Annotated in this window: 8 protein-coding genes and 1 pseudogene; 2 read left to right on the forward strand and 7 right to left on the reverse strand. The window is 70.2% G+C overall.

Features of this window, described 5'->3' with window-relative positions:
* Position 1 precedes the first annotated feature (1 nt).
* Together A5701_RS25790 and A5701_RS25795 are read right to left on the reverse strand one after the other, a co-directional pair.
* Entirely contained in the window at positions 2-12,517 is a 12,516-nt protein-coding gene (locus tag A5701_RS25790; protein ID WP_067760882.1) for a type I polyketide synthase, read from the reverse strand.
* 338 nt (positions 12,518-12,855) lie between these two features.
* Positions 12,856-13,215 carry a hypothetical protein gene (locus A5701_RS25795; protein ID WP_082950444.1) on the reverse strand — a complete coding sequence of 120 codons (360 nt, stop codon included), beginning with the start codon at positions 13,213-13,215 and terminating at the stop codon, positions 12,856-12,858.
* A gap of 169 nt (positions 13,216-13,384) precedes the next feature.
* Between A5701_RS25795 and A5701_RS25800 the strand changes: the two genes are divergently transcribed.
* On the forward strand, positions 13,385-13,720 hold the full coding sequence (locus tag A5701_RS25800) for an RNA polymerase-binding protein RbpA (protein WP_067760885.1): 336 nt from the start codon (positions 13,385-13,387) through the stop codon (positions 13,718-13,720).
* 12 nt (positions 13,721-13,732) lie between these two features.
* On the opposite strand, the pseudogene lnt reads toward A5701_RS25800, so the two are convergent.
* From lnt to A5701_RS25820, 3 genes and pseudogenes are all read right to left on the reverse strand, one after another.
* A pseudogene (lnt, locus tag A5701_RS25810) lies at positions 13,733-16,317 on the reverse strand (apolipoprotein N-acyltransferase).
* Positions 16,318-16,585: 268 nt separating this feature from the next.
* The gene (locus tag A5701_RS25815; protein WP_156670269.1) at positions 16,586-18,118 is read right to left on the reverse strand and encodes an amidohydrolase; all 1,533 of its coding nucleotides are present in this window, start codon (positions 18,116-18,118) and stop codon (positions 16,586-16,588) included.
* A 106-nt stretch (positions 18,119-18,224) separates the two neighbouring features.
* Complete coding sequence (locus A5701_RS25820) at positions 18,225-18,761, reverse strand: FxsA family protein (protein WP_067760891.1); 537 nt, start codon at positions 18,759-18,761, stop codon at positions 18,225-18,227.
* 73 nt (positions 18,762-18,834) lie between these two features.
* Between A5701_RS25820 and A5701_RS25825 the strand changes: the two genes are divergently transcribed.
* Positions 18,835-19,542: a dienelactone hydrolase family protein gene (locus tag A5701_RS25825; RefSeq protein WP_067760893.1), complete on the forward strand. Its 708-nt coding sequence runs from the start codon at positions 18,835-18,837 to the stop codon at positions 19,540-19,542.
* 5 nt (positions 19,543-19,547) lie between these two features.
* Here A5701_RS25825 and A5701_RS25830 read toward each other — a convergent pair whose 3' ends face one another.
* Together A5701_RS25830 and A5701_RS25835 are read right to left on the reverse strand one after the other, a co-directional pair.
* Complete coding sequence (locus A5701_RS25830) at positions 19,548-20,402, reverse strand: type 1 glutamine amidotransferase domain-containing protein (RefSeq protein ID WP_067760895.1); 855 nt, start codon at positions 20,400-20,402, stop codon at positions 19,548-19,550.
* A 5-nt stretch (positions 20,403-20,407) separates the two neighbouring features.
* The gene (locus tag A5701_RS25835) at positions 20,408-20,794 is read right to left on the reverse strand and encodes a PPOX class F420-dependent oxidoreductase (protein WP_067760897.1); all 387 of its coding nucleotides are present in this window, start codon (positions 20,792-20,794) and stop codon (positions 20,408-20,410) included.
* Positions 20,795-20,815: the final 21 nt, after the last annotated feature.

Consider the following 20,815-nt stretch of genomic DNA (forward strand, 5'->3'; position numbering starts at 1 on the left):
GCTACTCGTCGTCGTCCATCAGCGCCGCGTTGACGAGATCCTCGAGATCCATGTCCGCGATGTCCTTCTCCGAGGTCGCCGCGGCGGCCGGCGACTGTCCGCCCCCCCGACCGCCGTCGGCCTCGTTCGCCAACGCGAGCAACAGCTCCAGCACCCCGGCCTGCCGCAGGCGCTTGACCGGAATCGAACCCACGGCGCGCTGGATCTCGGCCTCACCCGGCGCGGCGGCGGGCGTCTGCTGCTCGGCCGCGCCGACGAGTTCGCGGTGCATGTAACCGGCCAGGGCGGCGGAGTTCGGGTAATCGAAGATCAGCGTGGGTGACAACGCCAGGCCGGTAGCGGATTTCAGCCGGTTGCGCATTTCGACCGCGGTCAGCGAGTCGAAACCCAATTCCTGGAATGCGCGGTCGGGGTCGATCGACTCCGGGCTGGAGTTGCCGAGCACGGTGGCGATGTTGGCCCGCACCAAGTCCAGCAGAACCGCCTGCTGCTCGTCCTCCGGAAGCCCTTCGAGGCGCTGCAGCAGAGCGGATTTCGACTTCGCCGCGGCCAGCGAATCGTCGACCTGACGCCGGGTCGGCGCGTTGATCAGATCGACGAACATCGGCGGCAGCGTCCCGCTATCGAACTTGACCCGCAACGCGGCGAGGTCGATGTGGGCGGGCAACAGGAACGGCTCGTCGACGATGAGCGCGGTGTCCATCAATTCCAGTGCCTCATCGGACGACATCGCGACGATTCCGTCGCGGCCGAACCGGGCACGGTCGGCCGCACCGAGCGCGCCGGTCATGGCGCTGGCCTGATCCCACAACCCCCACGCCAGCGACATCGCCGGCAGGCCATGGTTGCGCCGGTGCACGGCCAGTCCATCCAGGAACGAGTTGGCCGCCGCGTAGTTGGCCTGACCCGACGCTCCCGCCAAACCCGCCATCGACGAAAACATCACGAACGCAGACACATCCAGGTCGCGGGTCAGCTCGTGCAGGTTCCATGCGGCATCGACCTTGGCCCGCAACACCGACGCCACCCGCTCCGGGGTGAGCGACGAGATCACCGCGTCGTCGAGTACACCGGCCGCGTGGATCACACCCGACAGCGGCCGGTGCACCGGAATGTCGGCGATCACCTTGGCCAGCGCCTCGCGGTCGGCGGCGTCACAGGCCACCACCTGCACCTGCGCACCGGCGGCGTTGAGTTCCGTCACCAGTTCGGCGGCGCCCGGCGCGTCGAGACCACGCCGGCTGACCAGCACCAGGTTCCGCGCGTCGTGGCGCCTGACCACGTGGCGGGCCAGGGCCGAACCCGCCATCCCGGTGGCACCGGTGATCATGACGGTGCCCGCCGCCCAGGCGTCCGGCATGGTCATGACGACCTTGCCCACGTGGCGGGCCTGGCTCAAATACCGCAATGCCGCCGGTGCGCGTCGTACGTCAAACCTGGTTACCGGCAACGGCCGCAGCACGTCATCACCGAACATCGCGGTCAGTTCGTCGAGTATCTGCGCGATGCGGTCCGGCCCGGCCTCGAACAGGTCGAAGGCGCGATAGCGCACACCGGCGTGTGCCTGGGCCACCGCCTCGGGGTCGCGCATGTCGGTCTTGCCCATCTCCAGGAACGCGCCGCCGGGGGCGACGAGTCGCAGGGAGGCGTCGACGAAGTCGCCGGACAGCGAGTCCAGCACCAGGTCCATGCCGCGCCCGCCGGTGACCGCCCGGAACTTCTCCTCGAAGTCCAGGCTGCGGGAGTCCGAGATGTGGTCCTCGTCAAAGCCCATGGCGCGCAGGGTGTCCCACTTGCCCCGGCTGGCGGTCGCGAAGACTTCGAGGCCCAGGTGGCGGGCCAGCTGCACCGCGGCCATTCCCACCCCACCGGCGGCGGCGTGCACCAGCACCCGCTGGCCCCGTTTGGCGGCGGCCAGGTCCACCAGCGCGTAGAAGGCGGTGGCGAATACCACCGTGGTGGTGGCGGCCGCGGTGTGCGACCACCCGGCCGGCATCTTGGCGAGCAGGCGCTGGTCGGTCCTGCCGATCGTGCCGGTGCCATCGGGGAACAGACCCATCACCCGGTCGCCGACCGCGAAACGCCCGCTGCCCGGCCCAGTTTCGATGACCACACCAGAGGCCTCGATGCCCATGACGGCATCCGGGTCCGGGTAGAGCCCCAGCGCGATCATCACGTCGCGGAAGTTGGCGGCCAGGGCCGACAGGGCGACCCGAACCTGCCCGGGCGCCAGCGGGGCGTCGGCGTCCGGGATCCGTTCCAGCCGCAGATTCTCGAACGTGCCGTAACTGCTCATGCCGAGTCGCCACGGCCCGTCGGCCGGGGGCACCAGCAGGCCGCCGACTGCGCGAGTGCCATGCACCCGCGCGGTGTACACCGCCCCGTCGCGCAGCAATACCTGCGGCTCGCCGACCGACAACGCCGCTCCGACGGACTCGTCGTCCAACCGGGCATCGGTGTCGACGAGCACGATGCGACCGGGGTGTTCGGTTTGCGCCGAGCGCACCAGTCCCCACACCGCCGCGCCCGCAAGATCGGTGACGTCCTCCCCCGGCAACGCCATCGCGCCGCGGGTCGCCACGACCAGGGTGCCCGCGCCGTCGCGGGCCAGCCAGGACTGCAGCACCGGCAGGACCGCGCGCGTGGCCGCGTAGACATCGGCCACGACATCGTCGACCACCGGCGCCGATTCGAAGACGACCGCCGACGGCTGCGTCTCGGGACCATCTGATTCCGTTGCGCCCCAGAGTGATACCGTCACAGGCTGCACCGACGTCGACCGCTGGGCCGACCAGATGACCTCGAAGAGCCGGTCGGGTCCCGAACTCGAGACCGCCGCCAGCAGCTGCTGGTCGGTCACCGGCCGGGCCACCATCGACGCCACCGAGAGCACCGGCAGCCCCAACCCGTCGGCAAGTTCGATCGACACCGCCGAATCACTCACCGGCACGATCCGTGCGCGCACCGCCGTCGCGCCCGCGGCGTGCAGCGAGACCCGCTGCCAGGAGAATGGCACCAACATCGAACCTTCGGGGAGTTCGTCGCCGTCGGACGCCAAGATCACCGCGTGCAGGGCCGCGTCGAGCATAACCGGGTGGACGCCGAACCCGGCCGCCGAAACCCCCGTGTCCGCGGGCAGGGTCACTTCCGCGAAGACTTCGTCGCCGCGACGCCACATCGAGGTCAGGCCGCGGAACGCGGGGCCGTAGCCGTATCCGCGCTCGGCGAGGCGCTCATAGCCGTCGCCGACGTCGACCGCGGTGGCACCCATCGGTGGCCACACCGACAGGTCCGCGCTCGGCTGCACCTCGCCCGCACGCAGGACGCCCTCGGCGTGCAACGACCAGCCCGAACCCACGTCAGCGCGCGAAAAGACCGACACCGCACGGGCACCCGATTCGTCAGCGCCGCCGACGACGACCTGCACCGCGACCGATCCGGAGCCCGGCAACACCAGCGGCGCCGCCAGATTCAGCTCGTCGACAACGCCGCAGCCCACCTCGTCGCCGGCGCGGATCGCGAGCTCCACGAATCCAGCGCCGGGGAACAGCACCACGCCGCCGACGGCGTGATCCGCCAGCCAGCCCTGCGCACTGGGCGACAACCGGCCCGTCAGTACCACCCCGCCGGACGCCGGCAGTTCCACCACCGCACCGAGCAGGGCGTGCTCGCCGGGCGCGAGCCCCAAACCCGCGGCGTCGACCGTGGCTCCGGCGCCGGAGAGCCAGAACCGCCGGCGCTCGAACGCGTAGGTGGGCAATTCCACGAAATTGGCTTTGCCGATGGCGCGGCGCCAGTCCACGTCCATCCCGGCGACGAATCCCTGCGCGACCGCGTTGGTCAGGGCCAGCGGCTCCGGGCGGTCTTTGCGTAGCGCCGACATGGTGATCACCGGAGCGTCGGGAAGCGATTCTTCGATCGATGCCGTCAACCCGCTGCTGGGACCGACCTCGAGGAAGCGGTTTGCGCCGGCCGAATGCACGAAGCGCACGCTGTCGGCGAACCGCACGGCTTCGCGGATGTGCCGTTTCCAATAGGCCGCCGAAGCGAAGTCGTCGGCCGCCAGCTGTCCGGTGAGGTTCGACACGATCGGTATCGTCGGGCTGCCGATTGCGAGACCGGCGGCGACCGTGCCGAATTCGTCGACCATCGGATCCATCAACGGCGAGTGGAACGCGTGGGACACCGCCAACTGGTGGACACGGCGCCCGTCGGCCCGGAGTTGGCCCGCAATCGCGGACACCTTGTCCTCGACCCCCGAAATGACCACCGACATCGGCCCGTTGACCGCGGCGATGCCGACCCCGGGCACCAGCAGCGGTCGCACCTCATCCTCGGTGGCCTGCACGGCGATCATCGCCCCACCCTCGGGCAGGGCCTGCATGAAACGGCCGCGAGCGGCGACCAGCACCGCCGCGTTTTCCAGCGACAAGACGCCGGCGACGTGCGCGGCCGACAGCTCACCAATCGAGTGGCCCAGCACGAAGTCGGGATGGATGCCCCAGGATTCGAGCAACCGGAACAGGGCGACTTCCACCGCGAACAACGCCGGCTGGGCGAATTCGGTGGTGTTCAAGAGATTTTCGTCGTGGCCCCACATGACTTCGCGCAACGGCCGCAGCAAATGCCGGTCCAACTCGGCCACGACGGTGTTGAACGCCTCGGCGAACACCGGGTAGGCGGCGTGCAAACCCATGCCCATGCCGAGAATTTGGGCGCCCTGGCCGGGGAAGACGAAGACGGTCTTGCCGCCGGGCGTGACCGTGCCCTGGACGACCGCTCCGAGTTCACCGGCGGCCAACTCATCGAGGCCGGCCAGCAACAGCTCGCGATCACCACCCACAACGACGGCGCGATGCTCGAAGTTCGACCGGCCAGCCAACGACCACGCCACATCACCGGCGTCGAGGTCGCCGCGCTGGCGTACGTGCTCGGCCAGCCGTGCGGCCTGGGAACCCAACGCCGACAACGACTTCGCGGATACCACCCACGGAACGAGCGGCGCCGTGGCGCGTTCGGCAACCGGCGCGGCGCCGACGGGCGCGGACTCGATGATCACGTGCGCGTTGGTGCCGCTGATGCCGAATGACGACACGCCGGCCCGCCGCGGATGATCGGCCGTCCAGGGCTGCGACTCGGTCAGCAGCGCCACCGAACCCATCGACCAGTCGACGTGCGGGCTGGGTTCGTCGACGTGCAGCGTCGCCGGCAGCAGGTCGTGGCGCATCGCCAGCACCATCTTGATCACGCCGGCCACGCCGGCGGCGGCCTGCGTGTGACCGATGTTCGACTTGATCGAGCCAAGCAGGAGCGGTTCGGCACGGCCCTGCCCGTAAGTGGCCAACAACGCCTGGGCCTCAATGGGATCGCCCAACGTGGTCCCCGTGCCGTGGCCTTCGACGACGTCGACGTCGGCCGCGGACAGGCCGGCGTTGGCCAGCGCGGCGCGCACCACCCGCTGCTGGGACGGGCCGTTGGGCGCGGTGAGGCCGTTGGAGGCGCCGTCCTGGTTGATCGCCGAACCGCGGACCACCGCCAGCACCGGGTGCCCGAGCCGCTGCGCATCCGACAACCGCTCGACCACCAGCATGCCGCCGCCCTCGGAGAATCCGGTGCCGTCGGCGGCCCCGGCGTACGCCTTGCATCGGCCGTCGGCGGAAAGCCCGCGCATGCGGCTGAATTCCACGAAGATGTCGGGTGTGGCGTTCACGGTGACGCCGCCGGCGAGCGCCAGGTCGCATTCGCCCGAGCGCAGGGACTGCGCCGCCATGTGCAGCGCCACCAGCGACGAGGAACACGCCGTGTCCACCGACACCGCCGGGCCCTCCAGGCCCAGGGCGTACGACACCCGGCCCGACGCCACGCTCGACGACTGCCCGGTCAGGCGGAAGCCCTCCGCGGCCGGGGCGGCGCCCATGCCATAGCCCTGCGTGTAGACCCCGGCGAAGACGCCGGTCGCGCTGCCCCGCAACGCGCCGGGTTCGATTCCGGCCCGCTCCAAGGCTTCCCAGGACAGCTCGAGGAACATCCGCTGCTGCGGGTCCATCGCCAGCGCCTCGCTGGGCGCGATACCGAAGAAGGCGGGGTCGAAGTCCGCGACGCCCTCGACGAACCCGCCGGTGCGGGTGTAACACGTGCCAGGGACGTCGGGGTCCGGGTTGTAGATGCCGGCCAGGTCCCAGCCGCGGTCGGTGGGGAAGTCCGAGAGCACGTCACGCTGCTCGACGAGCATCCGCCACAGATCGTCGGGGGAAGTGACCCCGCCCGGATACCGGCACGCCATGCCGACGATCACGATCGGGTCGTCGCCGACGGCACGGACGGCCGGGGCGGGCGCGACTTCCTGCGGCACTCCCGCGAGTTCGCCCCGAATGTAACCCGCGAGGCCGTTCGGTGTCGGGTAGTCGAAGATGAGGGTGGGTGAAAGGGCAAGCCCGGTCGCGGTTTTCAGCCGGTTGCGCATTTCGACCGCGGTCAGCGAGTCGAAGCCCAAGTCCTGGAACGCCTTGTCCGGGTCGATCGCCTCCGGTGTGGTGTTGCCCAACACGGTGGCGATGTGCGCGCGGACCAGGTCCAGCAGCACGGCGTGTTGTTCGGGTTCGGTCAGGCCGTGCAGCCGATGCGCCAAGGCCGATTTCGATTTGGCGGCGGCCAGTGAGTCGTCGACCTGACGCCGCGCGGGCGCGTTGACCAGTTCGGCGAACATGGGTGGCACTGCGGTGGCGTGGGCGCGCAGCGCGTTCAGGTCGATGCGGGCGGGCGCGAGGAACGGCTCGTCGACGATCAGGGCGGCGTCGAACAATTCCATCGCCTCGTCCGACGACAGAGCCAGGATCCCGTCGCGACCGAGCCGGGCGATGTCGGCGGCGTCCAGCCCACCGGTCATGGCGCTGGCCTGATCCCACAGTCCCCAGCCCAGCGAGATCGCGGGCAACCCGAGAGCCCGGCGGTGCGCGGCCAGCCCGTCGAGGAACGAGTTGGCCGCCGCGTAGTTGGCCTGGCCCGACGACCCCACCAGCCCGGCCATCGACGAAAACATCACGAACGCAGCGAGATCGAGGTCGCGGGTGAGCTCGTGCAGATTCCAGGCCGCATCGACCTTGGCGCGCAACACCGCGTCCACTCGCTCAGCGGTCAAGGATGTGACGACCGCGTCGTCGAGCACGCCCGCGGCATGGATCACCCCGCTCAGCGGATGCTCCGCCGGGATGTCGGCGAGCACCGAGGCCAATGCCGCCCGGTCGGCGGCATCGCACGCGACGGCGCGCACCCGGGCGCCGGCTTGCTCCAATTCGGCGATCAGCTCGGCTGCCCCGGGCGCGTCGGGACCGGTGCGGCTGAGCAACACCATGTTCCGCACACCGTGGTGCGCGACGAGGTGGCGGGCCAGCGTCGAACCCGCCATCCCGGTTCCACCGGTGATGAGCACCGTGCCGGTCGCCAGGGCACCCGGAAGGGTCATGACGACCTTGCCGATGTGGCGGGCCTGGCTCAGGTACCGCAACGCCGCGCGACCGCGCCGGATGTCGAAGGTGGTCACCGGCAACGGCCGTAGCACACCGGCTTCGAAGAGCCCGGCTAACTCGTTCATCCACTGGTGCATCCGGGGACGGCCGGGCTCGAAGAGGTCGAAGGCGCGGTAGCGCACGCCGGGGTATTGCTGGGCGATCACGCCGGGGTCGCGGATGTCGGTCTTGCCCATCTCCAAGAACACGCCGCCGGGAGCCACCAGGCGCAGGGAGGCGTCCACGAAGTCGCCCGCCAGCGAATCGAGCACCACATCCACCCCGCGACCGGCGGTCACGGCCCGGAACTTCTCCTCGAACTCCAGGCTGCGGGAATCCGAGATGTGGTCGTCGTCGAAGCCCATGGCCCGCAACGTGTCCCATTTACCGCGGCTGGCAGTCGCGAAGATCTCGAGACCCAGGTAGCGGCCGAGCTGGACCGCGGCCATGCCGACACCGCCGGCCGCCGCATGCACCAGCACCCGCTGGCCCGGCTTGACATCGGCCAGGTGCACGAAGGCCATGTACGCGGTGGTGAAGACCGCCGAGATCGCGGCGGCCTCGGCGTAGGACCAGTCCGCCGGCATCGGCTGCAGCAGGCGGACATCGCCCGGGACCAGCGTGCCGCTACCGTCGGGGAAAAATCCGTAAACCGAGTCGCCGACGGCGAATTCGTTGACCCCGGGACCGACTTCGACGACCACGCCGGCGCCTTCACCACCGAGCAACGCGTCATGGGTGAACATGCCCAGAGTGATCATGATGTCGCGGAAGTTGGCCGCGATCGCGCGCAGCGCCACCCGCACCTGACCCGGCTCCAGCGGCGCGTCGGCGTTGGGAACCGGCTCCAGCCGCAGGTTTTCAAAGGTGCCGGCGGTGCCGATGCCCAGTCGCCAGGGACCGTCGCCCGGAGGCACCAAAAGGTCGTCGACCGCGCGGCTGGGCCGAACCCGCGCGGTGTAGACCTGGCCGTTGCGCAGCAAGACCTGGGGTTCGCCGGTCGCGAGCGCCGACGCGACCGCCCGATCATCGAGCGGCACATCGGAATCCACCAGGACGATGCGGCCGGGGTGCTCCGTCTGCGCCGAACGCACCAGCCCCCATACGGCCGCGCCGGGCAGGTCGCTGATGTCCTCGCCCGGCAGTCCGACCGCCCCCCGGGTGGCCACGATCAGCACGCCGGAGTCGCGCTCGGTCAGCCATGCCTGTGCGGCGGCCAGCGCCCGGTGGGTGCGCTCGTAGGTTGCGGTGACCGGATCTTGTTCACCGGCAAGGGATTCCAGAATCTCGTGCGGCGGCGCCTGGTCCGTGACGGCCGTTGCGGAGGCCGGCGACCAGGCAACGTCGAACAATCGCTCCGGGCCGGAGCTCGACACCGCCGCACGCAGCTGCCGCTCGCTCACCGGCCGGGCGACCATCGTCCCCACCGACAGCACCGGCAGGCCCAGCCCGTCGGCCAGCTCGATCGAGATGGCGGCGGTGCCGGCACCCGCATGCGGGCCATTGTCGGTCGGTGCGATCCGCACGCGGACCGCGGTCGCGCCCGCGGCATGCAACGACACGTCCTGCCACGAGAACGGCAACATCACTTCGACGGGCTGGCCCGCCGCCTGCTGGGCCATGATGACGGCATGCATCGCCGCGTCGAGCAACGCCGGGTGCACGCCGAAACCGCCGACGCCTCCCGCCGCGTCCGGCAGCCGCACCTCGGCGAACACCTCGTCTCCGCGGGTCCACGTCGCGGTCAAACCACGAAACGCCGGGCCGTACCCGTAGCCGTGCGCCGCGAGCTGGTCGTAGCCGTCGGCGACCTCCACGGCAACCGCGCCCGCGGGCGGCCACACCGACAGATCGGCGCGGGGCTCGATGGACCGCGAACTCAGCACACCCTCCGCGTGACACACCCACGCCGAACCGGCGTCGGCGCGGGAGAACACCGAGACGGCGCGGCGCCCCGATTCTTCGCTGGGACCGACAACGACCTGCACGGCAACGGAACTGGCCGCGGGCAACATCAGGGGCGCCTGCAATGTGAGTTCGTCGACCACCGAGCAGCCGACTTCGTCGCCGGCCCGGATCGCCAACTCGACGAAACCCGCGCCGGGGAACACCGCGGCACCGGAGACGGCGTGATCGGCCAGCCAGCCCTGCAGGCCGGGCGACAGCCGGCCGGTCAGCAGCACCCCGTCCGAGGCCGGCAGTTCGACGACCGCGCTGAGCAATGCGTGCTCGCTGGTCCCGAGCCCCAGCCCGGCGGCGTCGGCCCCGATGCCCTCGCCGGACAGCCAAAACCTGCGCCGGTCAAAGGCGTAGGTGGGCAGTTCCACGAAGCCCGCCCCGGACAAGACGCCACGCCAGTTCACGCTCACACCGGCCGCGAATGCTGCGGCGGCCGACGTGAGGAAGCGCTCGAGGCCGCCGTCATCGCGGCCCAGGGTGGGAACCACGATGGCCTCGGGGTCGCCGGCCGAGTTTTTCAGGCAGTCGTTGGCGCTGCCTTCGATCCCGGCGATCAGCGCGGGGTGCGGGCTCGATTCGATGAACGTGCGGTACCCGTGCTCGCAGGCGGCGCGCACCGCCTGGTCGAACTGCACGGTCTGCCGAATGTTGCGGTACCAGTAGGCCGCGTCCAAACCGGCTGTGTCCAAACGGCTTCCGGTCACGGTGGAGAAGAAGGCGACACGCGAGGAACGGGGCTCGATACCGGCCAGGGCCTCGGCCAGCTCGTCGCGAATGGCCTCGACCTCGACCGAGTGCGACGCGTAGTCCACGTCGATCCGGCGGGTGCGCAGCTCCAGGTCCACGCAGAAACCGGCGAGTTCGTCGAGCGCGGCCACTTCGCCCGACACGACCACCGCCGAGGGGCCGTTGACGGCGGCGATGCTGACACGGTTGCCGTAGGGCGCCAACAACTCCCGTGCGCGTTCGGTGCTGCACGCGATGGACAGCATGCCTCCGGAGTGGGCCATCGACCGCAACAACTTGCTGCGCAGCGTGACCACCTGAGCGGCGTCGCGCAGCGACAGCGCGCCGGCGACGAACGCGGCGGCGATCTCTCCCTGCGAATGGCCGATCACCGCGTCGGGGCTGACGCCGACCGACTTCCACAGTTCGGCCAGCGACACCATCACCGCGAACAGCACCGGCTGCACGACGTCCACCCGGTCCAAGCCCGGGGCGTCCGCGTTGCCGCGCAGCACGTCGATCAGCGACCAGTCGACGAATTCCGCGAAGACTTCCGCGCACGCGTCGATCTGGTGCGCGAATACCGGTGCGGTGTCGAGCAATTCGATCCCCATACCCAGCCATTGCGAGCCTTGGCCGGGGAACACGAAGACGTTCTTGCCCGCGGGTGGCGCGCTGCCCTGGATGACCGAACCGGCCGGGTCCTGAATATCTGAGGCGGTCAACTCGTCGAGCCCGGCCAGCAATCGATCCCGATCGGCACCGACGACGACGGCCCGGTGCTCGAAGGTGGCGCGGCCGGCCAACGACCAGGCCACGTCGGCGACGTCGATCTCGTCGTGGCCGCGCAGGTGCCCGGCCAACCGGGCGGCCTGAGACCTCAACGCCGACAGTGACTTTGCCGACAACGCCCACGGCACCGTCGCGGGCTTCGGGCGGTCGGTCAGCGGCTCGGGCGCCGGGACCGCCTCGATGATCACGTGTGCGTTGGTGCCGCTGATCCCGAACGACGACACCCCGGCCCGTTGTACGTGGCGATTCGCGGGCCAGGGCCGCGCCTCGGTCAGCAACGAGACCGATCCCGCCGACCAATCGACGTGCGGGCTGGGCACGTCCACATGCAGTGTCGCCGGCAGCATTTCGTGACGCATGGCCTGGACCATCTTGATCACGCCCGCCACGCCCGCGGCGGCCTGGGTATGGCCCATGTTCGACTTGATCGAGCCCAGCCACAGGGGCTCGGGCCGGTCCTGGCCGTACGTCGCCAACAACGCCTGGGCCTCGATGGGGTCGCCCAGCGTGGTGCCTGTTCCGTGGCCTTCCACCACGTCGACGTCTGCCGTCGACAGGCCGGCATTGGCCAGCGCCGCCCGCACCACCCGCTGCTGCGAGGGGCCGTTGGGCGCGGTCAGCCCGTTCGATGCGCCGTCCTGATTGACCGCCGAGCCGCGCACCAGCGCCAGCACCGGATGGCCCAACCGCCTGGCATCCGAGAGCCGCTCGACGACGAGCATCGCCCCGCCCTCCGACCAGCCGACTCCGTCGGCAGCCCCGGCGTACGCCTTGGACCGGCCGTCGGGGGCCAGCCCTCGGTGGCGGCTGAACTCGACGAAGACCGTCGGGGTGGCGTTGACGGTCGCGCCCCCGGCCAGCGCCAGATCGCACTCCCCCGAGCGCAACGACTGAACCGCCATGTGCAACGCGACCAACGACGACGAACACGCCGTGTCCACCGACACCGCCGGGCCCTCGAGTCCCAGCACATACGACACCCGACCGGAGGCGACGCTGGAGGTCATGCCGGTCAGGCGGTAGCCCTCGATCTCCTCGGCGAGCATGCCGTAGCCCTGGACGATAAGCCCGGCGAACACCCCGGTCGCGCTGCCCCGCAGCCCGCTCGGGTCGATGCCGCCCCGTTCCAAGGCCTCCCAAGACAGTTCCAGCAGCATCCGATGTTGCGGGTCCATCGCGAGTGCCTCGCTCGGAGCGATGCCGAAAAAGGCCGGATCGAAGTCGGCGACACCGTCCACGAAACCGCCGGTCCGCGCATAGGTCTTGTGGCGGGCGTCGGGGTCCGGGTCGTACAGGCTCGCCAGGTCCCAGCCGCGATCGTTGGGGAAATCGGTGATCACATCGCGGCCGTCGGCCACCATCTGCCACAGGTCTTCTGGTGTCTCGACTCCGCCGGGGAAGCGGCAGGACATACCGACGATCGCGATCGGCTCGCTCGACCGCTCCAGCAGCGCACGGTTGGTGCGTTTCAGGCGCTCGACCTGGACCAGCGCTTTGCGCAGCGCTTCGGTCGCATGCTGGAGTTGATCCACCATCACTACCTCTCGCCTAACTTGGCCGTCAGCTGCCCCGATGCGACTCTCGCCGAGTCACGGAATTTGCTGCACGATGCGATGCCGTGCCGCTCTCCGGCCCAAGAATGTCGCTGGTGAGTATGGCCAACTCTGACGGTATTTCAAAACGCCCGATGCTCCCGACTGCTACGGGAGAACCGGCATCGGCGTGAGGCACGCCTTGTCCAAGGGGATCCGGAACGCGCCGTTGCGCCCGCGGGTGCCGGGGCATCTCACGACCCCGGTACGCCGGGATACAACTGACGCGCCGTCCATGGCGCGACTGTACCCGGCTATGCATCGGCAGTGGTCAGGACGGCTCAGACGCCCACCCGGCGCCAGCCGTCGGCCGCCCGGGCGGCCCTGATCAGCAGGTCGCACAGTTCGCGCAGTTCGGTCGCCTGCGCTCCCTCGTCGAGGGCGGTGGCGACATCCTCCGCCGCGCACCGCACCTGGTAGACCCGGTCGGACAGGTCGGCGGCGTCGTCGGCCGAAAGGACCACCGCGTCGGGAGGCAAGGCCAGCGAGGCGCCGGCACCGCCCCGGGTCAACGAGGCGCGTTGTTCGTACGCCCGCTGCCGGCACGACTGGCGGCAGTACTGGCGGCGGCGTCCCATCCCGGCGTCGGACACGTCTCGACCGCACCAACGGCACGGCTGCGGGCGGGGACGGCGGCTCACGCCTGCCGACTTTAGTCGGGATTGCGCGGCGATCCCGGTATCATTGAAGGTCGCGTCGCGTACGCCGGCCACCCGACCGGGGAACTACGCAGACCGCCGCAACGTTTGCCAAGCGGACAGAATTGCATTACAGCAGCCCGAAGTTCAGTAGACCTAGAGGAGTAGCAACATGGCTGATCGCGTCCTTAGAGGCAGTCGCCTCGGAGCCGTGAGCTACGAGACCGACCGCAATCACGACCTCGCCCCACGTCAGCTCGCGAAGTACCGCACCGAGAACGGCGAAGAGTTCGAGGTCCCTTTCGCCGACGACGCTGAAATTCCCGGCACGTGGCTGTGCCGCAACGGCTTGGAAGGCACCCTGATCGAGGGCGACCTGCCCGAGCCGAAGAAGGTGAAGCCCCCGCGCACGCACTGGGACATGTTGCTGGAGCGGCGCAGCGTCGAAGAGCTCGAAGAGCTGCTCAAGGAGCGGCTCGAAATCATCCGGACACGCCGCCGCGGCTGACCTCAGACCGCTTTAGCTGCGGTTGTCGGCGCGCTGGGTGCCGGCGCGGGTCTTGCGGCCCTCGATGCCCCATCGGGTGACCTTCATCAGCGCCTCGCGGATGTTCGATCCGCTCATCTTGGAGACGCCGAGTTCGCGCTCGGTGAAGGTGATCGGCACCTCGACGATGACGAACCCGCTGCACACGGTGCGCCAGGTCAGGTCGATCTGGAAGCAGTAGCCCTTGGAGTCCACCGCCTCGAGACCGATCGCCTCGAGGACTTCCCGCCGGTAGGCGCGGTAGCCGGCGGTGATGTCGTGGACACCGATCCCCAGCGCGAGCCGCGCGTAGGTGTTGGCCGTCCAGGACAGCGCCCAGCGCCGCCATGGCCAGTTCCGCACCGACCCGCCCTCGACGTAGCGGGATCCGATGGCCAGGTCGGCTCCGGCGTCGACCGCGTCCAGCAGACGGTGAAGCTGCTCGGGCGCGTGGCTGCCGTCGGCATCCATCTCGACCAGCACCGAGTAGTCGCGGCTCAGACCCCACGCGAAGCCCGCCAGGTACGCCGCGCCCAGGCCGTCCTTGGCGGTGCGGTGCATCACGTGGGTGCGGCCCGCGTCGGCGGCCGCCAGCTCCTCGGCGAGCTCGCCGGTGCCGTCCGGGCTGCTGTCGTCGACGATCAGCAGGTGGACGTGGGGGCACGCGTCCTTCAGCCGCCGGTGGATGACCGGCAGGTTCTCCCGCTCGTTGTAGGTGGGGATGATCACCAGGACACGCTCGCTGGGACGATTCCCCGGGCCGCGGGGCGCCGGCTGGCCGGTGGTCATGTAGCTCCTCTGTGTCGCCCGAAATTACGCGACGGTCGTCGGCCGCCCTCGTGGAGCGGAGTGTAGTCACCGCCGTCGCCCGGCGGCGCCTGGTCCCCGCCCTCGGCGGGCGGACTGTCCTCGTCAAGCGGGGCTTCACCCGAGGGCGCACCGGTGTCTGGGGATTCGTTCGGGGCCTCGGACCTCCGACGAACCGGACGCGCGAACCAACCATTCTGCCGTATCCCGGCCAGGATCGCCCCCGCGGCCACCGCGACCAGGAGCCATTGCAGGATGGGACCCCAGCGGGTCGCCGGCGTCAGTTTTGTCTTCAGGCGCACCTGTATGTCCAGGTAATCGGGCTGGAAGAAGTCGGTGCGCACCAGCTCGGCGCCGTCGGGGGCGATCACGGCGCTGATCCCGGTGGTGCCCGCGACCAGCACATAACGATCGTGCTCGACGGCCCGCACCTTGGCGAAGCCCAGCTGTTGTTCGCTCATCGTCTTGTTGAAGGTGGCGTTGTTGCTCGGCACGGCCAACAATTGGGCGCCATTCAGGACGGCTTTGCGCGGGACGCGGTCGAAGATCACTTCCCAGCAGGTGGCCACCCCGATCGGCACCCCGGCGATGTGCACGACGTCGCTGCCCGGGCGGGGCACCATGTTCCCGGCTCGGTTGGCGTAGCCGGATAGGTGCTTGAACAGCCACGGCATCGGCAGGTATTCGCCGAACGGCTGCACGATCTCTTTGTCGTGCCGATCGGCGGGCCCCGTCGACGGATTCCACACGATCATCGTGTTGGTGTATTGGGGGTTCTCCGGTGGGCTGCCGGGCAGCTCCGAGACCGTGCCGATCAGGATCGGCGCGCCGATCGCGGTCGCCGCCTGTGAGATTTCCAGCGCGGCGTCGACGTTGGCCAGGGGGTCGATGTCGGAGGAGTCCTCCGGCCAGATGACGAACTGGGGTTGTGGCGCCTGCCCCGCGCGCACATCCTCCGCCAGCCGCAGCGTCTCGCGGACGTGGTTGTCGAGGACCGCCCGGCGTTGCGCGTTGAAGTCGAGCCCGAGTCGCGGCACGTTGCCCTGCACCAGGGCGACGGTGACCGAGGGCTCGCCGCCCGACCCGGTGCCGGCGTGCCGAACCTGCGGCCAGACGACGACGGATGCGAAGAGCACCAGGCAGATGCAGACGCCGGGCAGCACCACCGCAGGCGGTGCCGCATCGGCGTTGGCCGCCTCCTCTTCGCCGGCACCGCGGTGCGCCCGGTTGCCGGTGCGCCACCACTTGACGATTTCCAGTTCGATCGCGGTCGCGCTGAACCCGATCAGCACGATCGCCAACGAGAGCAGCGCGGGCCCCCCTAGCTTGGCCAACGGCAGGAACGGGCCCTGCGCTTGTCCGAATGCCACCACTCCCCACGGGAAGCCGCCGAACGGGACGATCGATTTCAACCATTCCTGGGCCGCCCACACCAGCGCGAACCAGACGGGCCAGCCCGGCAGCCCGCGCACGAGCACGGCGCACAGGCCGAATAGCGCGGGAAACAGCGCACACGTCATCGCCAGCACCATCCAGGGCACGGCGCCGACGAGCGTGCTGACCCAGGGCAGCAGCGGAAGATAGAACGCCAGCCCGAACAGGAACCCGTAGCCCAGACCACCGGCCGGAGTTGTTGCCGGATGCTTGAGCACCCAGGCCAGCAGCGAGGCCGCAACGACCGCGGCCCACCACCAATTCAGCGACGGGAAGCTGGTGAACAGCAGAACGCCGCCCCCGATGGCGCACGCCAACCGGGTCAGCCGCGGCAGCATGGCCGCCCGGACGCCGGGCAGCCGCGCGAGCGTTCCCGCCCCCAGCGCCGCGAGCGCCGGCCGCAGTCGGTGCGTGAGCGGCACGGCGCCCGGTTCCGCGGCGGCGTCACCGGCCCCGGACTCCGGGGCGATGTCGGCGGGATCGTCGTCGCGATCCGATTCGGCTTCGTCGCCGATCGGGTCGGTGTCCGGGGGGACCGCCAGGTCGCCGGCCGCCGGGTCGGGCTCGTCGGCTGGGCCGGGGCGGTCTTTCCGGCCGAACCATTCCCTAGCCATGGATGACAGCGCCCCGATGCACCGTTCGCCGGCACCGCGGCAAGGCGTCGGTCGGGCCCAGGCGCGGCAAGGCCGGGACCCGGGCGCGCGGGTCCGTCGACCAGCGCTGAACGGCGTCGCGGGGCGCGTGGACCTCCAGGGCCGCGGCGTCCCAGACGGCGAAGGAGGCCAGCGCGCCCGGCACCAGGGTTCCCGTCCTGCCGTCGTCGATGCCGGCGGCGCGCCAGCCGCCGCGGGTCGCGGCGGCGAACGCCGCCCGCGCGGAGACCCCGCTGCCCGGCGTGTGGTGGTTGACCGCCGCGCGCACGCTCGCCCACGGGTCGAGGCCCGTGACTGGCGCATCGGAACCAAGCGCGAGGGGCACGCCTTGCGATGCTAACAGCGCAAACGGATTGAGCCGACGGCCTCGTTCGGCGCCGAGACGCCGCGCGTACATGCCGTCGGCGCCGCCCCACAGCGCGTCGAAGTTGGGCTGCACGCTGGCGATCACGCCCCATTGCCCGAGGCGGCCGGCCTGCTCGGCGGTGACCATTTCAAGGTGCTCCAACCGGTGCCCGCACCGGGCGACGGCCACCGCCCCGAGGTCGGCGACGACCCGTTCGAGGGCCGTCACCACCGCCGACACCGCGGCATCGCCGATGACATGGAAGCCGGCGGTCACCTCGGCCTCGGTGCACGCGCGCAGGTGCGCCTCGACGAGGTCGGGGTCGAGGTAGCAGGTGCCGAACCGGTCCGCGGCGTCGGCGTAGGGCTCGTGCAGCCAGGCGGTGCGGGACCCGAGCGCGCCGTCGACGAACAGGTCGCCGGCCAGCCCGCGGGCTCCGGTCTCCTCGATGAGCGCGCGCGCCCGTGCCGTGGTGCTCACGGCCTCACCCCAGTAGCCGGTCACCTCGACGCCCTGATCGAGCGACCGCAGCCGCAGCCAGTCGTCGAGGCCGCCGATCTCGGGTCCGGCGCATTCGTGCACCGCGACGATGCCCGCCGCCGCGGCGGCCCGCAGGGCGGCGGTGCGGGCTTCGGTCAGCTGTTCGGGAATGAGCTGGTCGCGGGCGGCGGCGCGGACCAGATGGTGCGCGTCGGCGGTGAGCGGCCGGTCGGGATGGAAGCCGCCGGCCGCCGGCAGGTCCGCGATGCGCTGGCGCAGGGCCGTCGAGGCCAGCGCGGAGTGGACGTCGACTCTGGACAGGTAGGCGGGCCGGTCACCCAGGACGGCGTCGAGGTCGGCGGTGGTTGGCGCGCTGTTCTCGGGCCACGAGGACTCGTCCCACCCGTGGCCCCAGACGGGAAGGCCCGGGTGGGCCGCCGCGTAATCGGCCACCAGCTGGAGGCACTGCTCTCTCGAGCCGGCCGCGCGCAGGTCGAGGCCGCTGAGCGTCAGGCCGGTGGCGGTGAGGTGGATGTGGCTGTCCACGAATCCCGGCGCCACAAAACCGCCGTCCACGTCGTCGATGTCAGCGTCGGGAAACAGGCCGCGGCCGACGTCGTCGCTGCCCAGCCAGGCGATGACGTCGCCTCGCACCGCCATGGCGGTGGCGTCCGGATGGCTCGGGCTGTGCACCCGGCCATTGACCAACAGCGTGGTGGGCGTGTGGCTCACAGGGCAAAACTACGTGGGCTTCGGGGCGGGGCGATCAGTCCCAGGCGGGCCGGCCCGGGAATCCGCCGCGCACCGGCTCGTTCTCGAGGGCGGCCGGGCGGTAGTCCCGGACGTCGACGACCTCGCCGTCGATGTAGCCGTCTTGCGCGGGGCCGCCGGTCTGACGCGCGCCGGCGCCGAACAGAGTCGTGTCGGCGAGCAGCGGCATGCGCCGCCGCAGTCCGCGCATCGCGATCGCGGCCAAACCGGGCCCGACGGCCGACCGTACGGATCGCACCATCAGCAACAGCCCCAGCGCCGTTGTCACGAGGCCGGGTACCAAGACCAGCAGGGTGGCCAGCGAGACCAGCGTCCCGTCCCGCACCGCGGTGCGCGGCTCTGCGAGACCGGAGCGGAGGTCGCCGACCTGGCGCAGCAGGTGCGAGCCCATCATCGGCACCAGGAGGCCCCATCCGAGCAGGAAGGTGCCCGCCAATGCCAGCAGCGTCCAACCCCACCCGATCATCGAGACCAGGGCGATGATCGCCGCCAGCTCGACGACGGCGTAGCCGAGAAACAGCCGTGACAGCATGTCAGGGCAACGTTCGCCGACCGCGTCGAAGTTCCCATGGTGGTGTCCGGGGCGATTGCAGTTAGATGACGCTATGACCACGATTGAGATCGACACGCCCGACGGACCGATCGACGCGCTGCTGGACCTTCCCTCGGGTCAGGGCCCGTGGCCGGGCGTCGTCGTGATTCATGACGCGTTCGGATACGGCAGGGATAAGGAGTCGACGAACAAGCGCATCGCCCAGGCCGGCTATGTGGCGATCACCCCCAACATGTACGCGCGGGGCGGCCGGATGCGCTGCATCACCCGGGTGATGAAGGAGCTGCAGACGCAGCGCGGCCGCGCCCTATCGGACATCCTGGCGGCGCGCGATCACCTGAAAGCCATGCCGGAATGTTCCGGCCAGGTCGGCATCGCGGGGTTCTGCATGGGCGGCCAGTTCGCATTGGTCATGTCTCCCAAGGGTTTCGGGGCTTCCGCCCCGTTCTACGGCGCTCCCCTGCCCCGCAACCTCGACAAGACGCTGGACGGGGCGTGCCCGATCGTGGCCAGTTTCGGCGCCAAGGACCCGCTGGGACGGGGCGCGCCCGAGAAGCTGCGCGAGACCATCGCCAGGAAGAACATCACTGCCGATGTGAAGGTCTATCCCGGTGTGGGGCATAGCTTTGCCAACGACCTGCCGGCCCAGCCACTGCTGCGGATCACCGGTTTCGGCTACGACGAGGCGGCCACGGAGGACGCTTGGCGCCGGGTGTTCGCGTTCTTCGGCGAGCACTTGGCGGCGGGCGCGACGACGTAGCTGCGTCAGTTGAGCTTTCGCGACAAGACCGTCGCGAACGTGTGCGTGTCTCCGGGCCAGCGCGCCGACACGTAGTCGCCGTCGTCGACGACGAACGCGGGCCGCGGGTCGGTCGCGGTGTCGCGCGCCATGCCGGAGGTCTTGCGCCGCCAGTCCGGTGAACCGCGCACCACGTCGCGAAAGTCCGCCGGATCTTCAAGCGCACGAGTCACTTCCGCCTGCACCGACATGTACCCTTCCGCCTGGCCGGGTTCCTCGGTGTAGGTGCGGTAGTAGTCTCGGTCCCAGAACCGGGTGACACGCGTCAACCGCCACGCCAGGCGCTCCATCGCCCACGTCAGGGCCGTGGTCTGGTGCCCGTAGAGCACCGAGCGGCCCGTCTCGGGGTCGACGCTGCGCGCCGCGAGCAGCACGCCGTGACAGATGGCGCCGACGACCATGCCGCGTTTGAAGGCGTCCACCACAAGCCGATGCAGGATGTGGCTGTCGACGTAGCTGCGCATTCCGCGGGCCCGATGCCCGCCGGGCAGCAGCAGCGCGTCGATGCCGTCGAGGGTGGCCTGGGCCCACGCGACCGGGCGCTGAAACTCGTTTGACGCCAACATGTCCCGATAGGCGCCGCGCCCGGCCTTGTTCGCCCGCAGCATCAGACCGATGACGGGAATGGCCCCCAGCACCGGCAGGGCGGACCAGAGGTCCAGGCCACGGCCGCTCACCATGATGTCGTCCGCCGCGCCGGGCGTTCCGCTCTCGGTGGCGAACACCACCCGATGCCCGTCGTCGGTCAGGACGCGCCAACTGACCGCGACCTCGGTCGGGTCGAAGTCGCGGTCCGGGATCGGGACGAGAACGGTGCCCATGGCCCTTACGTCGGGGACACCCTGAGTTCGAGGCCGACGTTGTTCTCCATGCCGCCGCGCAGCTTGCTGAAGAGGTTGAAGACCTTACCGAGGATGCCGTAGCGCTTGCCGATGGCGTCGTACACGGCGCCGGTCTGCGACTTGTCGAGGATGGCGGCGGTGCCTTCGACGGCCTCGCTGGTCGGTTTGCCCTGCATGGTACAAGTGGCCAGCGTTACCCGCGGAGTGTTGCGGATCCGCTTGACCTTCCACGACTTTTCTCCGGTGATCACCAGCAGCCGATCCTGGTCGGCGGCGGCCCAGATCGGCGTCGGCTTGGGCTTGCCGTCCTTGGTGAACGTGGTCAGCAGGATGTATTGCGCCTTGGCGAGATCGGCGAAGGTGGGTGTCACGGTGTCAACCTACGCCCCGTA

Origin of the sequence: Mycobacterium sp. E3305 (genome assembly GCF_001666785.1) — a bacterium.
Lineage (GTDB): Bacteria > Actinomycetota > Actinomycetes > Mycobacteriales > Mycobacteriaceae > Mycobacterium.

Coding starts and splice junctions, on each gene's coding strand:
- A5701_RS25790 (WP_067760882.1), bottom strand. CDS start 12,517: ATGGTGGATCAACTCCAGCATGCGACCGAAGCGCTGCGCAAAGCGCTG.
- A5701_RS25800 (WP_067760885.1), top strand. CDS start 13,385: ATGGCTGATCGCGTCCTTAGAGGCAGTCGCCTCGGAGCCGTGAGCTAC.
- A5701_RS25815 (WP_156670269.1), bottom strand. CDS start 18,118: ATGGCGGTGCGAGGCGACGTCATCGCCTGGCTGGGCAGCGACGACGTC.
- A5701_RS25820 (WP_067760891.1), bottom strand. CDS start 18,761: ATGCTGTCACGGCTGTTTCTCGGCTACGCCGTCGTCGAGCTGGCGGCG.
- A5701_RS25825 (WP_067760893.1), top strand. CDS start 18,835: ATGACCACGATTGAGATCGACACGCCCGACGGACCGATCGACGCGCTG.
- A5701_RS25830 (WP_067760895.1), bottom strand. CDS start 20,402: ATGGGCACCGTTCTCGTCCCGATCCCGGACCGCGACTTCGACCCGACC.